The following is a 16,350-nucleotide window of genomic DNA, read 5'->3' on the forward strand; positions in this document are numbered from 1 at the left end:
GCCGTTGCCTAGTTGGATATTCTGGTTTAAGGTGATTGCGGCTTGTGTTAGGCCGCTGATTAGAAACACTGCTATGATAATACTGGCTATAGCGCTCCAGGTTTGTCTTTTTTTTAATATGGGTAGCATATTATATATATAGTTTAATGAATAAGAATATAAACTGGCAGACCTATGAATATAGTATATCATATAATCCCCCCCCCCCCCCTGCGATGGGTAGGGTGTGGATAAGTCTATGGTTGAGGATGGCGCGCAGGACGGACCGACCCTCCTGCGAGGAACATGGAAAACCGTCGGCATAAAGTCGACGGTTATAATAAAAATTATCGATGCGGCAGTTCGAGTAATGAAGCGATGTAGTCAGCATCCGCAGGAACAACCACCGACCGATTAGCGACGGAAAGAGCGGTTGTAGGATCTTTCAACCCATCTCCCGTAAGTGTGCATACCACGATATCACCATCAGGCACGCGCCCTTCTCGCCACGCTTTCAAGAATCCCGCAACTGGCGCGGCAGAAGCCGGCTCCACAAAAATTCCTTCTTGTGTAGCAAGCAATTTATAAGCATACAAAATTTCTTCGTCAGTTACTTTGTCAATTAACCCTTTTGATTCCCGCACAACTCTCGTGGCATCTTCCCACCGAGCGGGATTTCCAATACGAATTGCTGTTGCAACCGTTTCGGGGTGTTCAATAATATGCCCTTCAACAATCGGAGCAGCGCCCGCTGCCTGGTAACCCATCATGCGCGGTAAAACACCCATTAAAGAAACCGACGACGCCCCCAAAAATACGCGAAAGCCAGCATGGTGTCCTATGACCAACCAATTTAGATATTCTTTGTATCCACTCCAATACGCAGTAATATTGCCGGCGTTACCAACGGGAATGAAATGAAAATCTGGAAATCGCCTGCCTAATTGCTCCACAACTTCAATTGAAGCGGTTTTTTGCCCTTCCAGACGATAAGAATTTATAGAATTAACGAGTGTCGCCTGATACTGATTCGCAAGCCTGCGTACTACAACAAGAGCATCATCAAAACTTCCCTCAACCTCAACCAGGCTTGCGCCAAACATCAGTGCCTGTGCCAACTTACCAGGCGCAACATTTCCATGCGGCAAAATAACGATTGCTTTAATGCCTGCGCGCGCGGCATATGCCGCTGCCGAAGCAGAGGTGTTGCCAGTTGAAGCGCAAACAATTGCCTGACTCCCAGATTCTAGGGCCTTAGCAACGGCAACAACCATTCCTCTATCCTTGAAAGAACCAGTAGGATTCTTTCCTTCCAGTTTAAAATAGAGCTCCCCATGAAAACCTATTGATGCAGGAATGCGCATTGCGCGAACCAAGGGGGTATTACCCTCATTCAAAGTTATAGCAGGAGTTAGTTTCGTAATTGGCAAAAATGGAGCAAACTCTTTCAAAATTCCGCGCCATTGTTTAATAACCACGAACTCCTCCCTCTTTAAGGAACTTGCTTATGCCCTTTATATCCCGCTAATTGAACAAAATGTCAACGCCCCCCCCCTGCATCCGCGCTTGAGTCAACTGAGCTCATGCGCTAAAGTAAACTCATGGAAGCATACGCCCAAAACAAAAAAGCCTATTTTGAATACGAAATTGAGCGTAAGATGGAAGCCGGCATCAAGCTTTTTGGTTTTGAGGTGAAAGCTGTAAGGGCGGGGTTGGTTCAGCTGTCCGGAGCCTTCGTTACCATCAAGGGAGGCGAGATTTTTTTGACAAACGCTCATATTAGTCCCTATCAGCCGCTTAATACGCCATCCTCATATAACCCAGAACGACCGCGAAAACTCCTGCTGCACAAGAAAGAATTAAGTTCACTTATAGGCATTTTCCAGCAAAAGAACTTGACCATACTGCCAATTAGCATGTATAATAAGGGCGATAAGATAAAGATTGAAATCGCCGTCGCGCGTAAGAAGAAAAAATATGAAAAGCGCGAAACGATTAAACGAAAGACAACTGAACGAGAGATTGAGCGTGAGATGAAAAAGTAGTCTGCCCTCCTTCGCTCTCTAAGAGCTTCGGAGGGACGCACCTTTTTGTCCGCTCTCAAGGTATCCAGCTTCGCTGGATGAATCCTCGTGTTCTAATATTGCCTGCAGGCGTGGGAAATGGAAAATAAGTTATCTTATACGTTCTAATTCAATTCGCCTAAAGGTATCCAGCTACGCTGGATGAATCCTCGTGTTCTAATATTGCCTGCAGGCAATATTAGAACACGAGGATTCAGGGGACGAAAGGCCTCGATAGGAGTTCTTTATATAGTATGCAAGCCGCGTACTCCGGAATCGCGAAAAACCCTCCTTCGCCCCTCGGGGCTTCGTAGGGGTAAACTTCCGGAAAACAAAATACGTGCAAACGCATTTTCACAGCAAGTAGCGAGCCTTTTTAAGGTTCAAACACCTGCTTTAGCTATCGCCTAACTAAAATTAGCGCAGACAGCCATCCCAATAGATTGATGCTCGATAGGTCTTGAGGGGTGTCATATTTTTTCGAGCTCGCGCTTCTCTGCTCCGAGTGAAGCGCAAAACAAAGGAGCTAGACGCATTAATATTTCGATATCTTCTTAATTAATGCGCCGAATACTCTCGGGGTTAAACTTTAGAGCCACAAGATATCTAAGCTTGAAGAAGTGCTATATAATATCTTTCTACACGCGGGTTCAATTCCCGCCGTCTCCACCATTCTTCGTTCGCCAAAGGCGAACTTCGAATGGCACAGCCATGAGAAGTAGAAGAATGCCCTTCGTAGCCTTGGCGCAGAAGGGTATAAATTGTAGATTTGCCTTTGCTGCATTACGGAATAGTGCAGCACTTAAGTAGATGTATTACATTTATATTATCCAAAGCATTAATTCTCCAAAACAGTTTTATACTGGCTTTTCAGAGAATATTAATAACAGATTGGATGATCATAATAGCGGTAAGTCTACTCACACAAATAAGTTTAAACCATGGAGGCTAATTTACTGTTCTATTTTTATTAATAAGAAGAAGGCATATGATTTTGAAAAATATTTAAAGACAGCGTCGGGAATTGCCTTCAGAAATAAGCGATTAATATAAATTATTTTATAAATCCTATTTGTGCCTAACTACAAACGCTACAGACGACCAGTGCGAAAAGCGCCGATAGCGCTGCCTCGCACCAATCAACAAATTACAGCCCTCGAGGTCCGTCTTTTAGGTGAAGAGGGAGAAAATATTGGCGTTGTTTCAACGCAAGAAGCTCTCCGAATGGCTCGCGAGAAAGGATTAGACTTGGTAGAGGTTTCTGCCAAGGCCGTGCCGCCAGTTGCGCGCATCATTGAGCGTGGCAAATTCCTATACGAATTAGAAAAAAAGGAGAAGAAAACAAGCAAACAACAGAAGGTAGATGACCTAAAGAGTATACGCCTTCGACTAAGCACTTCGCCTCACGATCTGGAGCTAAAGGCAGAGCAGGTAGACAAATTTTTGAAAAAAGGATATAAAGTACAAATTGAGCTCCAACTACGTGGACGAGAGAAAGCGCAAGAGGGAATGGCAAGGGATAGGATCAAAGCCTTTCTGTCTAATATCCATGAGCAGTACCACGTTGGACAGGAGCCAAAAAAGAGCATGAGGGGCATACAGGTTCAAATAAATAAATAACACTATGGCTAAAAAAGGAAAAACAAGGAAGGCATTGACCAAACGATTCAAGATTTCCTCAAATGGAAAGGTTAGACGACGCGTCGCGAGCCAGAACCATTTCAGTGCAAAACAGACACCAAAGAAACGCCGCTCAAAACGCAAAATGGTTGGCCTCTCAAAGTCCGCATCAAAAATGATTCGCCGCATGCTTTCACGATAATTTTATATTTATTAGATCAGGACTTTAAAATTTGAGCGCATTTCTAGGCGCGGCTGAGTACCGGAGTAAACCGTATATAGCATACGGTGTCGAGGAACGGAGGCCGCAACAACGAAATGCGCCAAATTCTAAAGTTCTAAATGTAATTATGACACGCGTAAAACGAGGAACAGTACGAGCCAAAAAGCGAAAATCCCTTTTAATCCATGTAAAAGGTTTTAAGTGGCGCCGAAAAAACGTCTACCGCTTGGCGAAGGAAGCGCTTATGCACGCGCGCGCGGCCATGTTCAAAGGACGCAAACAGCGCAAACGAGATGCTCGCCGCCTCTGGAATGTACAGGTTAACGCGGCTTCAAGAATTGAAGGACTCACCTATTCAAAGCTTATTCATGGAATGAAAGAAAAAAATATTGAAGTAGATAGAAAAATTCTCGCGGAGCTTGCCAAAACTAAACCGGAAGTTTTCAAAGCAATCGTAGAAAAGGCCAGATAAAACAAAAACTAATCCCACGCATGCGTGGGATTAGTTTTTGTTTTATCTTAATTTTGAATTTCGCTTAACATACACGGCCGTGTACGATAAGCTAAATTCAAAATCTGTATTCTAAATCCTGTATTCTTATTTATGTCCATCCTTCAGCATCGCGAGCATCTCTTTCATAGGTCGAGTGTTTATAATATCACTCGCCTCCGCCCAACCTCGGCGAGCTTGGGCAATACCGTATTCCACGTACGGCAGGTGCGCCACGTTATGCGCGTCTGAATCAATAGCCATTTTCACATTCTTTTCAACCGCCATACGAATATATTCGTCTTTTAAATCCAACCTCTCTGGATAGCCATTAATCTCCAGCACCGTGCCGGTATTTTTAGCCTCCTCAATGATACGCTCCACGTCCACTTCATATTCCGGCCGCTGGCCGATGATACGACCCGTTGGATGAAATAAAATATCCACATTCGGATTATTCATCGCTCGCAAAATGCGCTCGGTCATTTCTTTTTTGCTCATGTGAAAAAACGAGTGCGCGGAAATACCAACAACATCAAGCTCGGCCAAAACTTCGTCTGCAATATCAAGCGATCCGTCCTTCATTATATTTACTTCAGCGCCGGTTAGAATTGTAATGCCCGATATTTTCTTATTAAGATCTTCTATTGCCTTCATTTGCTCGCGTAATTTCTTCTCGTCCGAGCCGCCGGTCATTGCCAGTGATTTTGTATGATCAGTAATTGCGATATATTCATGGCCAAACTTTTTTGCCGCTTCCGCCATTTCATCAATTGAATTATTGCCATCAGTCCAATTCGTCTGAATCTGCAAATCTCCCTTCAGGTCGTTATATTTGATGAGTTTAGGAAGCCTACCCTTAAGAGCAACTTCTACCTCGCCCGAAGCATTGCGAATCTCTGGCGGTATAAAGTCCATGCCGAGCTTTTTGTAAACATCTTCTTCCGTTTTCGAAGCCAAAAGAACTTTGCCTTTCCACAGCCCATAATCATTCAAAAGCCAGCCCTTTTTCTCAGCCAATGTCCGTATGGAAATATTGTGCTGCTTACTTCCAGTCCATGCTATAAGCGCCGAGCCCAACGATTCAGAAGACATAACGGAAATATCAGCATCAATATCCGAATCTAAACGAACCAAAGCTTTATGCTGGCCCTGTGAATATACGTGCTTGACCACAGGAAATTTTAGAAATTTTTTAATAACTTCTGCTGGCTTGGTTGAAAAAACGATAAAATCAAGGTCGCCAACTGTTTCCTGCCTGCGGCGCAAAGACCCGCATTCAAACGCGGCCTCAACTTCTTTTATCTCTTTAAGATCTTCAACAATTTTGCGCGCCTGCGGCAACGCCTCTCCTAACAATAGTCTGCCCGAGCTCTTTTTCACAAACTCAATTCCCCGCAGGATATTCTCCTCGGTCTTTTTGCCAAGTCCAGTGATACCGTGAATTTTCCCAGCTTTAGCCGCCTTCTCTAAATCCTTTAGAGTTTTAATGCCTAGTTTTTTGTAGAGCAGTTTTATAGTCTTTGGCCCCAGCCCTTCCACAGATCTAAGCTCCTCAAACTTCACCGGCATCTTCTTTTTCAACTGCTCGTAATATTTAAGTTTACCAGTTTTGATAAGCTCCTCAATATGCTCTGCAATAGAAGCCCCAACCCCCGGAATATTCTCTAGGGCCTCCCGGCCGCCCTTTTTATAGACATCGCTAACTTCTTGATCTAACGATTCCAAAACTTGAGCTACTTTTTCGTAGGCGCGCGGCTTAAAAGGCACATCCTGCATTTCAAGGTAGACAGCAATATTTTTGAATATTTGTGCGATTTGAGCGTTGGTCATATACCGTCATTATTGCCCATCACAAACCTATTGACAAGATTTATGATAGGAGTATAATGATTTCTATCGCTGGAATCAATCATGCATGCTTTTATATAGCAGCGCTTGATGACAGCGGGGTACCAAGCACCTATTTTAGATCTGATACAAGAACACTGAAAATTACGACAAGCTCTTGACAGAAATTTGGTACGGGACTGTAATAGTTTTTACAAAAAATCGCCTCACAATCTTTCTTCTCTACACAGCGTAGAGGGCAAGGATGGTGAGAGGATGAATGTCTGGGTGCCGTGAATTGCCTCACGGAATTGCATCCAGAACTACAAAGCCTCTCTACCACCTCTGATAGGCGGTACCCCGCCTATCCCGCTCCCTGCATAAGCAGAGGGGCTGGTCTACCTAGGTTAATGGTAGGCCGCGAGTTCACCGCAAGAAGACTAACAAAATCTTCTTGCGGTGAACGCCTCCTCTTTCTTCTTCACAGTACGTGGAGGGTAAAGAGGAGGAGGCGTTCCTGTTGGTATCCACTCCAACGGGCTTGAATAACGCCTAGCCCCTCCTTAAAAAGGCGCCAGCCCCTTGCTGGCAAAGACCGCCGGATTATATCGCGCACTCTCGAGTGTCGAATGATACCGGCGGCCCCACCTCTTTTTTCTTCAGTAATTTCTGGAGGCAAAAGAGGTGGGGATTGTGCGTTATTAACGCTCTTGCAGAGAGGGAACCTTTCTGTGTACGGGGCGACAGATGACGCCTACCTCAACCGCTTGTTGAAAAATTCCAAGCTCTCGAGCTTGGGGGTTCACGGAGAATCCGGCAGGAGGATTAGCTACCCCCCCCCCCCTGTCTCTCCACGGTTGGCCTCTATTCCCGGTATCTCGGGCGTGAGGCTCGTCTCTCGTTTTGTCTACCCATCCGTGGGAAGCAACGTAAGCGGGAGAGGCACCCCGCGCGAGAGAGACGGCCTGCCAGTACCTCACGAGGTGCCCTTGTGAGAAGCCTGGCTAAACCGTAGAATTTGTTCTTTATTGGGCTGTGCAATTGCGCAGCCCTCTCCCTACCTAACGTTGTTTTCTAAACGACTTTAGATAGGGGGACGTTGCGTAAAAACCGGAAGTACCGGCGCTACAGCGCGCACGTCTCTGGTAGTTGTAATATTTAGAGGAGGGCACCTAGTGAGCGTTGCCCGAAGTCCTCCGCCTTAAATTCGGAGGAAAAACAAAAACACAGCCGTCCCGACGCCGTCGCCTGGAACTATCGGAATTGATTATGCCGACCGGACGACGGCGTAAAAACCAGTTCTTTGAACGACCCCTCGAGAAAGCTCGCGCAGGAAAAAATTGCGGAGCTTAGAGGAATAGTAAGAAAGGAGCGACTATGTCGCCGCCCTCCACCGCGACCCCGACCATGTGTTACTGCAGAGCCTGACCACCGGCGCCCCCGCGACCCTGTAACCCCCACGCCTGGTTCGCCAAGGAAAGGAGAATGACTTTAGTGTCAATCTGACAAAGGCCCCGATGCAATGCGTCGGGGCCTAATTTTTTATAAAATGAATAAGTACACCTAGATTGCTTCGTCGCTGCTGCTCCTCGCAATGACGAAAGACGAAATTGGAGATGATAATCAATCCCTGTATTCCGTATTCTCTATTCTGTATTCTATTTAGTTTTTTGTAACCACAAATAAATATCTTCCAAGGCTTTTACGCCGTCTCCCATGGAGATGTTGTTTTGTTTATAGAGCACATCGCTTACATCTCCCGCCGCCCATATACCCTCTTGTGACGTGCGCTGTGTTTTATGATCAACTACAACCTCACCGTGTTCGCTAATAGCAACCACTTCTTTTACTAATTCGCTGTTTGGAAGCGCGCCAATTTCCACAAACACGCCGCCAACTTTTAGTTCGTGCTCATCTCCCGTCTTCCCGTCCTTGTAAGCGATAGCGGAAACCATGCCGTCGCCCTTCACTTCCGTTGCCTGCGCATCAACTATTGCCTTCATTTTCGGATCCGCCAGCACGCGATTAACTGTTACCGGGTCTGCCTTGAATGAGTCGGAATACTCCAAAAGCGTTACTGATGTCGCGTAAGCCAGTAGTTGTTGCGCCGCTTCAAAGCCGGCATTACCACCACCAACAACCACCACGTCCTGCCCTTTAAAGAGAGGTGCGTCGCATGAAGCGCAATAAGATATACCTTTATTATCAAGTTCTTCGGCGCCCTTAACCGCGAGTTTGCGCCGCCTGCTGCCAGAGCACACCAGCACCGCGCGCGCGCCATACGCCGCGCCATCGTCTACCTCAACGGAAAAAGTTCCGTCTGTTTTTTTTACTTTTGTAGCTGTATAGCCATCTTTAATTTCAAGAACTTCATCGGCATAAGTTTTCACATGCTCCTCCAAACGCTTTGCCATTTCAATACCCGACACTGAGGGAATACCAACAAAATTCTGAATATCCGAAGACACGACGGACTGCCCACCAAATACCTGCGCAATAAGCAAAGTTTTAATTCTTTTGCGAGCCGCGTAAATTGCCGCCGCGCTTCCGGCCGGCCCGCCACCGATAATTATTAGGTCGTATATCATACTGCAATGAATAGTGAATTATGAATTATGAATCATGAATTGTGAATACTAAACCCGAATGCATAATTCGTGATTCATGATTCAGTATTCAAGCTTGGTTTAATGTTTCGGGAACGCCACCGTCTGCCCTTCTTTCGGGGCTATGGATTCACGAATATAAAAATATCCCGCTACACCGACAAAGTTCATAGTGGAAGCTACTATAAACAACGCTTTAAAACCAAATGCTTCCGCCAAAAACCCTCCCGCCATGCCGGCAACTCCAGCGCCCATTCCAAGCGCGGAACTTTCAATCCCCCACACCTCAGCTTCTTTGCCCTTATTCATATGCCTCATAAAAATACCACCCCACGGAGGAGAATACATCGCCATGCCCAAACCATACAATGCTTGCAGTACATAAATATGCCACGCTTCAGCTGCAAGTAGATAACCAAGCGGCACGAAACTCACAATTCCCATTCCAACAACCATAAACCAAAAATCATCCTTTTCTCCATTATTGATATCTAAGAATCTCCCGATAGGCACTTGAGCTGCTGAACGCACGATAAGCCCAATGCCAACTGCAATACCCGCGACGTGTAAATCTCCCGCGCTAATTGACCGCACGATAAACACTGCAAAAATAGGAGCAATAAAACCCCAGCCAGTGAAAATTACCAAATCTGTTAGTATTAATGTTTTGATGACTCTATTAAATGGAAACATGATAAATAATCTCAAAACGCAAATCTCAAATGTCAAAACTACAGTATCGCCTGCGACGATTTATATAAGTAAATTTTCTAAAAGAAAATTTACACCTTAATTTTGAGATTTGAGATTTGCATTTTGAGATTTAATGAATATACACCGCCGTCCCTACTTCCGCGTAATCATATATTTCTTTCGCCGCTCCTACGCCAAGACGAATACAGCCGTGGGATACTGGCCGCCCCAGATGATCTTCGCCTTCGCGATATCCGTTTGGCCAATATGGCAATTCATGAATATAGTACGCGCCGCTAAAGTTTAAGCTATATGGCATCCACAAGCCGTATGTTGCTGACCAATGATTCTTCTGTTTGCTTAAAATCTTAAACTCCCCCTTTGGTGTCGCGTAGCCCTTTTTGCCACTTGAAATTTCAAAAGCCGCGAATACTCTTCCATCTTTATACATTACCATAACCTGCTGCGAAAGATCGACATCAATGTATTTTCCTTGCGTATATTCTGGCGCGCTAAGCGTAGCCCATTTTCCGGCCAACCTACGAAATATTCTGCCTTGCTGAATATCCGGTAAAGCCACGGGTTCCGTATCTATTACAGGAATCGTTGACTGATCTAATTGAGCTTCAATTTTATTATCCTGCGCAGATGTTTGAAGTGCATTCGACTCGCTCAGCACAGGTACATTCAACTTGCTCAGTACAAGCTCTGCTTGCGCGGGATATAACCTCCAAGCCCAGATTATCGCGCCAGCAATCAGCCATAACTGGCACCAAATAACAATAGCTAGAAATTGTTCCTTTTTATTTAGTCGCGACCATCGCATAACCTTTTGTGGAAGCCTGGCTTCTACGAATTTTATTTTTTATCTCTATTTGGAAATAACATTTTCATTATACGAAATGTAACAATATCAGCGCTCCAGCGAATTAAGTAGACGATGCCCACTAGCGCCACGATCACGTCCCCTATGCGCACTATCAAGCTAAATGCCGCGCCGGTTTCAGCGCTAAGACCGAGCAAGCTAAATGCAAACGCGTGCCCCGCCTCTTGCGTACCAAGCGCCGCTGGCACCGGAATGGAATAGCCCAAAAAGAAAAAAGCAAACGCAACAACTCCAGCGCCAACTTGCAAACCCTTGCCGAGCATAAATATAGCAAGTATATTACGCACCAGCTCAACTCCATTCTTAATAAAAGAAAGTGCTAGCGCTTCCCATAGCCCAGGGTTTCTTACGTTATAGAAGCCCACAACATCGTGTTCAACATCTTGTAAAAATTGCCCTCCAGCGGAATTTTCAAGGCCTAACTGGCGAAGTACAGGCCCAACGATTCTAGTACCATGAAATCCTAACAGGAACAAAATACCGATTGCCGCTGCTAAAAAAGCAAATATCAATATTCCAATAGTTAATGATTTATTAAGTTGCGGCAATCCAGCCTGATAAACAAAAACTATAATAGCAGCAAAGATGAATAAAATAGTCATTGTAAGTTCAGCGATTTTATCAATCGCGATTGAACTCACTCCCTTGCGCATAGGTATTGAAAAATGCTCTTTCAACAACATAGCGCGCACGGGTTCACCGCCGCCAAAATATGTCACATGCGTAATATATGTAACGGCTTGACCTGCGTATCCTATCCCGAAAAGATGTTTGAACGGCAGTTTCATTCCCTGTCTATCCAGGATACGCTTCCACCGCCACATGTTTATTGTATAAGCTACGCAAGTAAGGGCTATGATAGGCACGATACTCCACCAAGGGAATACATAGAACGCGGCAATTACATTTTGTATGCCAAGATGGTTAATAACGCCATACATTAGCATGCCGCCCAATATCGCCAAGGCTATAAAAATGATAGAGCTTTTCATTTGTTGTATTATAACATTTTAATCCTACGGACACTCAAAATAGCGCCTTCTGCGGCTTTGGCTCTTCGCCTTCTTTAAAAATATGAATTTTGCCGTACACGCCGTCATAGCCCGGGTCTATCCATACTTTACCTTCGCGCACTCGCGAGATTCCCTCCGCGACTTCCAGCGTAGTTGCTTCCTTTAATTCATTTTCTGGTGTCTGTAAGAGGATTGTCAATTCGCCCCCCAATTCAGTTAGTAGTTTCTCGTATTCCTTTTGCACGCGCTTGCTTTGAGCGCCCACGCTCCACACATCGCCAATTATTTCTTGCAAAGGTATAAGATTCTTAAACGGTATAGAATCTTTTGGAACAAATCCTTCCGGCCTGTCCGCTAACTCCTCTACCCTACTTAGCACACCGACAATAAGTGGCCTGCCGCATACCGGACACGCATTTGTTTTTCGCGCCAAGCGCTCCGATGGATGCATACTTACATTACAATCCCTATGACCGTCGTAATGATATTTTCCTTCCTCGGGGAAAAACTCTATTGTGTATAAAAATCGCGTACGATCTTTTTTGCGAATCGCGTCCATAATGCCGTTGTACGATAGCTCTGTTTCAAATACGTTTGCTTCGCGCGCGATCTTCGGCGAAGAATGACAATCGGAATTAGAAATTAGTGCAATAGAATCTAGCTGCGACAGCCGCCAGTTCATCGCGGGGTCTGAAGAAAGTCCCGTTTCAATCGCGTAAATGTACGGTGTTAATTCTTCAAAACATTCTTCTAAAGTATCAAAGCCGGACTTGGACCCGAACACAGAAAACCATGGCGTCCACGCATGTGCTGGAATAACCATGCAGTCGGGCGAAGCGTCAAACGCAATTTTAGCAAGTTCCTTTACATCAATGCCAAGAATCGGCCGTCCGTCTGAATGAAGGTTGCCGATTTTTCGCAGTTCGCCGTTTATTTTTTTTACTACTTCGAATGAAGGCGCGAATAGAAGTGTGTGCACCTTACGCACCTTCCCGCCTTTGGAATAAATCGCACTGATTTCTGATGTCAAAACAAAACGAGTGCCTAATTTATCCTCCGTAGCTCGTAGCGATAGCGAAGATGCGAAGGAGGATGCGCCCTTCAACTTATACAGCCCTTCCTCCGCCGGTTCCAGATTTTCCTCCAATTCCTCCAGCCATTTGTGATGTGTAAAGTCACCCGTTCCAAGCACAGTCACGCCTTTTTTCCGCGCCCAAAAATCAAGGTCAACAACATTCATATTTTTTGAAGTTGCCCGAGAATAACGAGAATGAATATGGAAGTCGCCGACGATATGCATGGTTGATATTATACATTATTTTATAGTTTACCCGAGCGGGGATTTAACAGCGACGTTTCCCTTGTATACTACTAGGGGCGTCCGACGACCCTAGTAGTTTTATCCACTGCAGGAGCCTTTATAAACATTAAACCCTGCCGCAAGCCCCGCCACAAGCCAAAAGAGCAAGTTTGTTTGTTGAATCGTCCAGAAATAATGGTCATACATTCCCGCAAGGACTACAAACAACAGGGTACAAAAAAGAAAAACTTTTGCAATGATGTCCGAACGAGATTGCCGCCCTTCGACAAGCTCAGGATAAACTCCTTTGCAATGACGAACTGACCACAGCTCGCGCAGCAACCCGCCGATCAACGACCCCAAAAATGATATAAAAATAATTGCTGCCGATATCCCCGACTCTGCAGCTATCAGTAAATAAATGTTGTGTATTGGCTGATAAATAGAATCTTTTAAATATGTAAACGTCTCGCGGAAATATGATGTGAAGTTGCCAAGGCCGACACCCCACAGTGGATGCTGTTTTATCGCTTCAATGCCAACGACATTGAAAAGATAACGCTCTCCCACTGCCGCCTCGCCCCCCGCTTCAATCGCCATGGCGCGCGCGCTTAATTCTGGCCACAGGAGAATTGTTAAAAACAAAATCTGGATGATGAAAATTGCCGCTAGGAATGTGAGGCTTCTTTTATACGAATTATATATCTGAATGTCATCTCGAGGAGTAGTAACTCCGAGAGATCTCTCGCGCCGCGCTCGAGATGACAGACCATGTTGCGCATTACTCAATAAATACGTAAATACTACAAGTGACAGTACTAAAAACGTCAGCAAAACACCGCGTGAAAATGTTACAAATAATCCGCATAAAAGGACAAATTGGCAAACCGCAATCAATGCCTGTATCTTTTTATTGCCCTTGTATTCCAAAAACAAGAAGAAAGAAAAAAATAGCGCTACGCTCAAAAACCCCGCCAGCACGTTCGGGCTTGGCATGGTGCCATACGCGCGAATCATGCGCGCGCCGTTGACCATAATCTGCGCAACTCTATCGTCCCCTATCACAAGCGGACTTTCACGAAAAATTCTTAATCCTAATGACGATTGCATGGCAAATTGGGCAAACCCAATTATGCTTTGAGCGATGCCAGTACTAACCAGAAGCCAGATAATTTTTTTCTGCGGCAAGATTAGCGGCATTCGCACGGCTATGTAATAAAATAATAAAATCCCCTCGGCTATTTTTACAACGTGATACCAACCTGGTAGATGATTATTACCTACGAGGGTAGATATCACTACGGCAATAAAAAAGATAACAGCTAGAATGAATAGTTTTTTTCTGACACTGTTGAGGCCAGGCTTCCACGGCGTCCACCTTTCACGGCTGTCATCTCGAGCAGCAGCGAGAGATCTCTCGCCCCGCTGTTGCAGGGCTCGAGATGACATTTCTTTTGCTTGTGTGTGTGATAAAAACCCAACAGCTAATAAGACAACGAAAAGCACATCGCTTGCGTACAAAAAAACCGACTGCCATTCGTTGAATGGGTCGGTTGCGTGCAGAACAATTCTAGTCTCAAACGGCAAAGAAAAAATGAACAGAGCCGCGAGAAATGCTTCTAATTTTTGCCACGGCATAGCACCGACGTAGAATAAATTAAAATTAAAAGTCAAAAATTAAAAGTTTAGGTATCGCCTACGGTGATAAATATATCCGTCCCGCAACTGCGGGACTCCATAACTTTACCCTTTTGACTTTTAACTTTACATTTATATTCTATGATTCTTTAGAAAACTCAACACGAACACGAGCAGCACTCTCCTCTTTAGACAACTGAATATCCATCTTGGCGTCTTTATGCGCGCTGACAATTTGCTTGCCAATGCTTATTGCAAGCTGATTCTCACTGGTATGAATTTCAAAGCCATCTTCGCCATACGGCTTGAATGATAAAATTCTATCCATCGGGTCGCGCTCATTCGCCCTATCGGCAATGTGATATATAAGCGCCTCCACTTCTTTACGAATAGCGTCCGGAATATGTTCTACGATAACCATTCCCTCAAATGTATTATCGCGCTTCATGGTGCAAGCCGGACATAATACAAAATTCACCTCCTTGTCCTCTGTTAAATGAGCATAGTCGTCTAATTGGTTTTGATGATGCCAATTCTTGTTAAAATATACCGCCGAGCACTCGGAGCAAATAGCAATTTCTTTTTTACCGGGACCATATTCTTGCTCTTCTTTGCGTGAATCTGGAATATGGCTGTTTAATGAATTTTTTGATAGTTTGTTAACTTTCATAATATTATATTTGTCATCTCGAGCGCGGCGCGAGAGATCTCTCGTACCGCCAAGCGGAACTTCGAGATGACAAACTAAGATAGGTACGAAATCAAATCTTGATTATAAAGAAATAACAAAATTATATATCTCATATACCGCCCCCGCGACAAGAAGCATACATATAGTATACACTGCGATCGTGCCAAATTCTATCTTGTACCCCGGCTCCTTGTCGCCGTTTTTCTTTGCTTGCAAATATATAAGCGCGACAACAACACCGTCTAACGCTCCCATCACGGCTCCGGTAAAACCAATAATAGGAATCAGTTCTCGCAATCCAATAAAGAAAAGGATTATCGGAGCAAATATAGTCAAGCCAGTCGCCAAGAACCCGGGTATTCTAATGTCGTATATCTGCACATTTTTAAGCGCGATGCCAAATAGCAGAAAAGAGGTTCCGACTGCCAACAGGCCGAATAGCGCGCCGACGGTTGTAACCACCAGGCCAAGCTCTGGCACTAGTCCTTGTATTGCTTCAGGTGATGTAGCAACGCCCGATACCCCTACTACCGCAAGGTTGAACAACAAGTATAGCAGAACAGGAATAAATGTTCCCAGAATTATTGCATTTCTAAAATTCTTACCATCAATTGTAAATATAGTGCGTATCTCGGGGATTGCCTGTATACCCATTACCGCGAACAACACGACACCATAAGGCAAGAAGATATTGCTTGGATTAAATTCCCGCAAATACTCTAGGTTAATATGCGGCACACTTGTGCCAATTACAAATATGAGTGTCGCGACGAGAACAGCGGTTAGAATAAGCTCTCCCCTAGCTACTGCTTTGATTCCTTTCCAAATAAGTATCGCGCCGAAAAACCAAAAAACAATACTCCACCAGAACGGAGAAAGTACGCCGGGAAAAATTGTATCCAGAAAATATCCAGAAGCTATAATATAAAGCAAAAGTCCCGCGTATCCGCCAAAAAGAATTGAAAAAGCTACAATGCCCTTCGCCTTTGGACTTAAATATCTCTCCGCATAACCCGCAAGACGATGTATGCCGTTAGTGCGCTCCACTACTTCGCCGTACATCAAATGAAGCGTAGCCATAGCCGTGCCCAGAATGACAATATATGCCGCTCCAACCATAAATCCTGCCTTAGCGGAAACATAAGGAATACCAAAAACACCGACACCAATTATAGCGCCGACAAGACTTGCGACGGCAAATATGATTTCCTTCTTCATGGCACTATTGCAGACGTGTCTTATGTGGGGTATCGGATACCCCACATAAGACAGGAGTAGTCCACATCATTCCGCGAGTACCATTAGAGGTAACGCGCCT

The 16,350-nt window shown here is 44.8% G+C and carries 15 protein-coding genes and 1 other RNA gene; 6 read left to right on the forward strand and 10 right to left on the reverse strand.

What is annotated here, in order from left to right:
* Window positions 1-326 precede the first annotated feature (326 nt).
* Window positions 327-1,451, reverse strand: coding sequence for a threonine synthase (locus HYV65_01430; protein MBI2462878.1), 1,125 nt, complete (start codon window positions 1,449-1,451; stop codon window positions 327-329).
* A gap of 129 nt (window positions 1,452-1,580) precedes the next feature.
* Between HYV65_01430 and smpB the strand changes: the two genes are divergently transcribed.
* The 6 genes from smpB to rplT all read left to right on the forward strand — a co-directional run bounded on the left by smpB (window position 1,581) and on the right by rplT (window position 4,357).
* Window positions 1,581-2,024, forward strand: a complete 444-nt coding sequence (gene smpB, locus HYV65_01435) for an SsrA-binding protein SmpB (protein MBI2462879.1) — start codon at window positions 1,581-1,583, stop codon at window positions 2,022-2,024.
* Between the two features lie 235 nt (window positions 2,025-2,259).
* Window positions 2,260-2,714: a transfer-messenger RNA gene (gene ssrA / locus HYV65_01440) on the forward strand.
* 138 nt (window positions 2,715-2,852) lie between these two features.
* The gene (locus HYV65_01445) at window positions 2,853-3,095 is read left to right on the forward strand and encodes a GIY-YIG nuclease family protein (protein MBI2462880.1); all 243 of its coding nucleotides are present in this window, start codon (window positions 2,853-2,855) and stop codon (window positions 3,093-3,095) included.
* 21 nt (window positions 3,096-3,116) lie between these two features.
* On the forward strand, window positions 3,117-3,662 hold the full coding sequence (gene infC, locus HYV65_01450) for a translation initiation factor IF-3 (protein ID MBI2462881.1): 546 nt from the start codon (window positions 3,117-3,119) through the stop codon (window positions 3,660-3,662).
* Between the two features lie 4 nt (window positions 3,663-3,666).
* Complete coding sequence (locus HYV65_01455; GenBank protein ID MBI2462882.1) at window positions 3,667-3,864, forward strand: 50S ribosomal protein L35; 198 nt, start codon at window positions 3,667-3,669, stop codon at window positions 3,862-3,864.
* A gap of 148 nt (window positions 3,865-4,012) precedes the next feature.
* Entirely contained in the window at window positions 4,013-4,357 is a 345-nt protein-coding gene (gene rplT / locus HYV65_01460; protein MBI2462883.1) for a 50S ribosomal protein L20, read from the forward strand.
* Between the two features lie 126 nt (window positions 4,358-4,483).
* Here rplT and polX read toward each other — a convergent pair whose 3' ends face one another.
* From polX to HYV65_01505, 9 genes are all read right to left on the reverse strand, one after another.
* The gene (gene polX / locus HYV65_01465; GenBank protein MBI2462884.1) at window positions 4,484-6,208 is read right to left on the reverse strand and encodes a DNA polymerase/3'-5' exonuclease PolX; all 1,725 of its coding nucleotides are present in this window, start codon (window positions 6,206-6,208) and stop codon (window positions 4,484-4,486) included.
* 1,655 nt (window positions 6,209-7,863) lie between these two features.
* Complete coding sequence (locus HYV65_01470; protein ID MBI2462885.1) at window positions 7,864-8,793, reverse strand: FAD-dependent oxidoreductase; 930 nt, start codon at window positions 8,791-8,793, stop codon at window positions 7,864-7,866.
* 99 nt (window positions 8,794-8,892) lie between these two features.
* Window positions 8,893-9,504, reverse strand: a complete 612-nt coding sequence (locus HYV65_01475; GenBank protein ID MBI2462886.1) for an MFS transporter — start codon at window positions 9,502-9,504, stop codon at window positions 8,893-8,895.
* A gap of 130 nt (window positions 9,505-9,634) precedes the next feature.
* Window positions 9,635-10,330: a L,D-transpeptidase gene (locus HYV65_01480; GenBank protein MBI2462887.1), complete on the reverse strand. Its 696-nt coding sequence runs from the start codon at window positions 10,328-10,330 to the stop codon at window positions 9,635-9,637.
* A 32-nt stretch (window positions 10,331-10,362) separates the two neighbouring features.
* Window positions 10,363-11,382, reverse strand: coding sequence for a flippase-like domain-containing protein (locus HYV65_01485; protein MBI2462888.1), 1,020 nt, complete (start codon window positions 11,380-11,382; stop codon window positions 10,363-10,365).
* Between the two features lie 34 nt (window positions 11,383-11,416).
* A complete protein-coding gene (locus HYV65_01490) occupies window positions 11,417-12,703 on the reverse strand; it encodes a DNA helicase UvrD (protein MBI2462889.1) in 1,287 nt (428 codons plus the stop codon).
* 99 nt (window positions 12,704-12,802) lie between these two features.
* Complete coding sequence (locus HYV65_01495) at window positions 12,803-14,341, reverse strand: O-antigen ligase family protein (GenBank protein MBI2462890.1); 1,539 nt, start codon at window positions 14,339-14,341, stop codon at window positions 12,803-12,805.
* A gap of 139 nt (window positions 14,342-14,480) precedes the next feature.
* Window positions 14,481-15,011 (reverse strand): hypothetical protein, encoded by a 531-nt coding sequence (locus HYV65_01500; GenBank protein MBI2462891.1) that lies wholly within the window; start codon window positions 15,009-15,011, stop codon window positions 14,481-14,483.
* 102 nt (window positions 15,012-15,113) lie between these two features.
* Window positions 15,114-16,250, reverse strand: coding sequence for a hypothetical protein (locus tag HYV65_01505; GenBank protein MBI2462892.1), 1,137 nt, complete (start codon window positions 16,248-16,250; stop codon window positions 15,114-15,116).
* Window positions 16,251-16,350 lie beyond the last annotated feature (100 nt).

The organism is Candidatus Spechtbacteria bacterium (assembly GCA_016188605.1).
Taxonomy (GTDB): Bacteria; Patescibacteriota; Minisyncoccia; order Spechtbacterales; family JACPHP01; genus JACPHP01.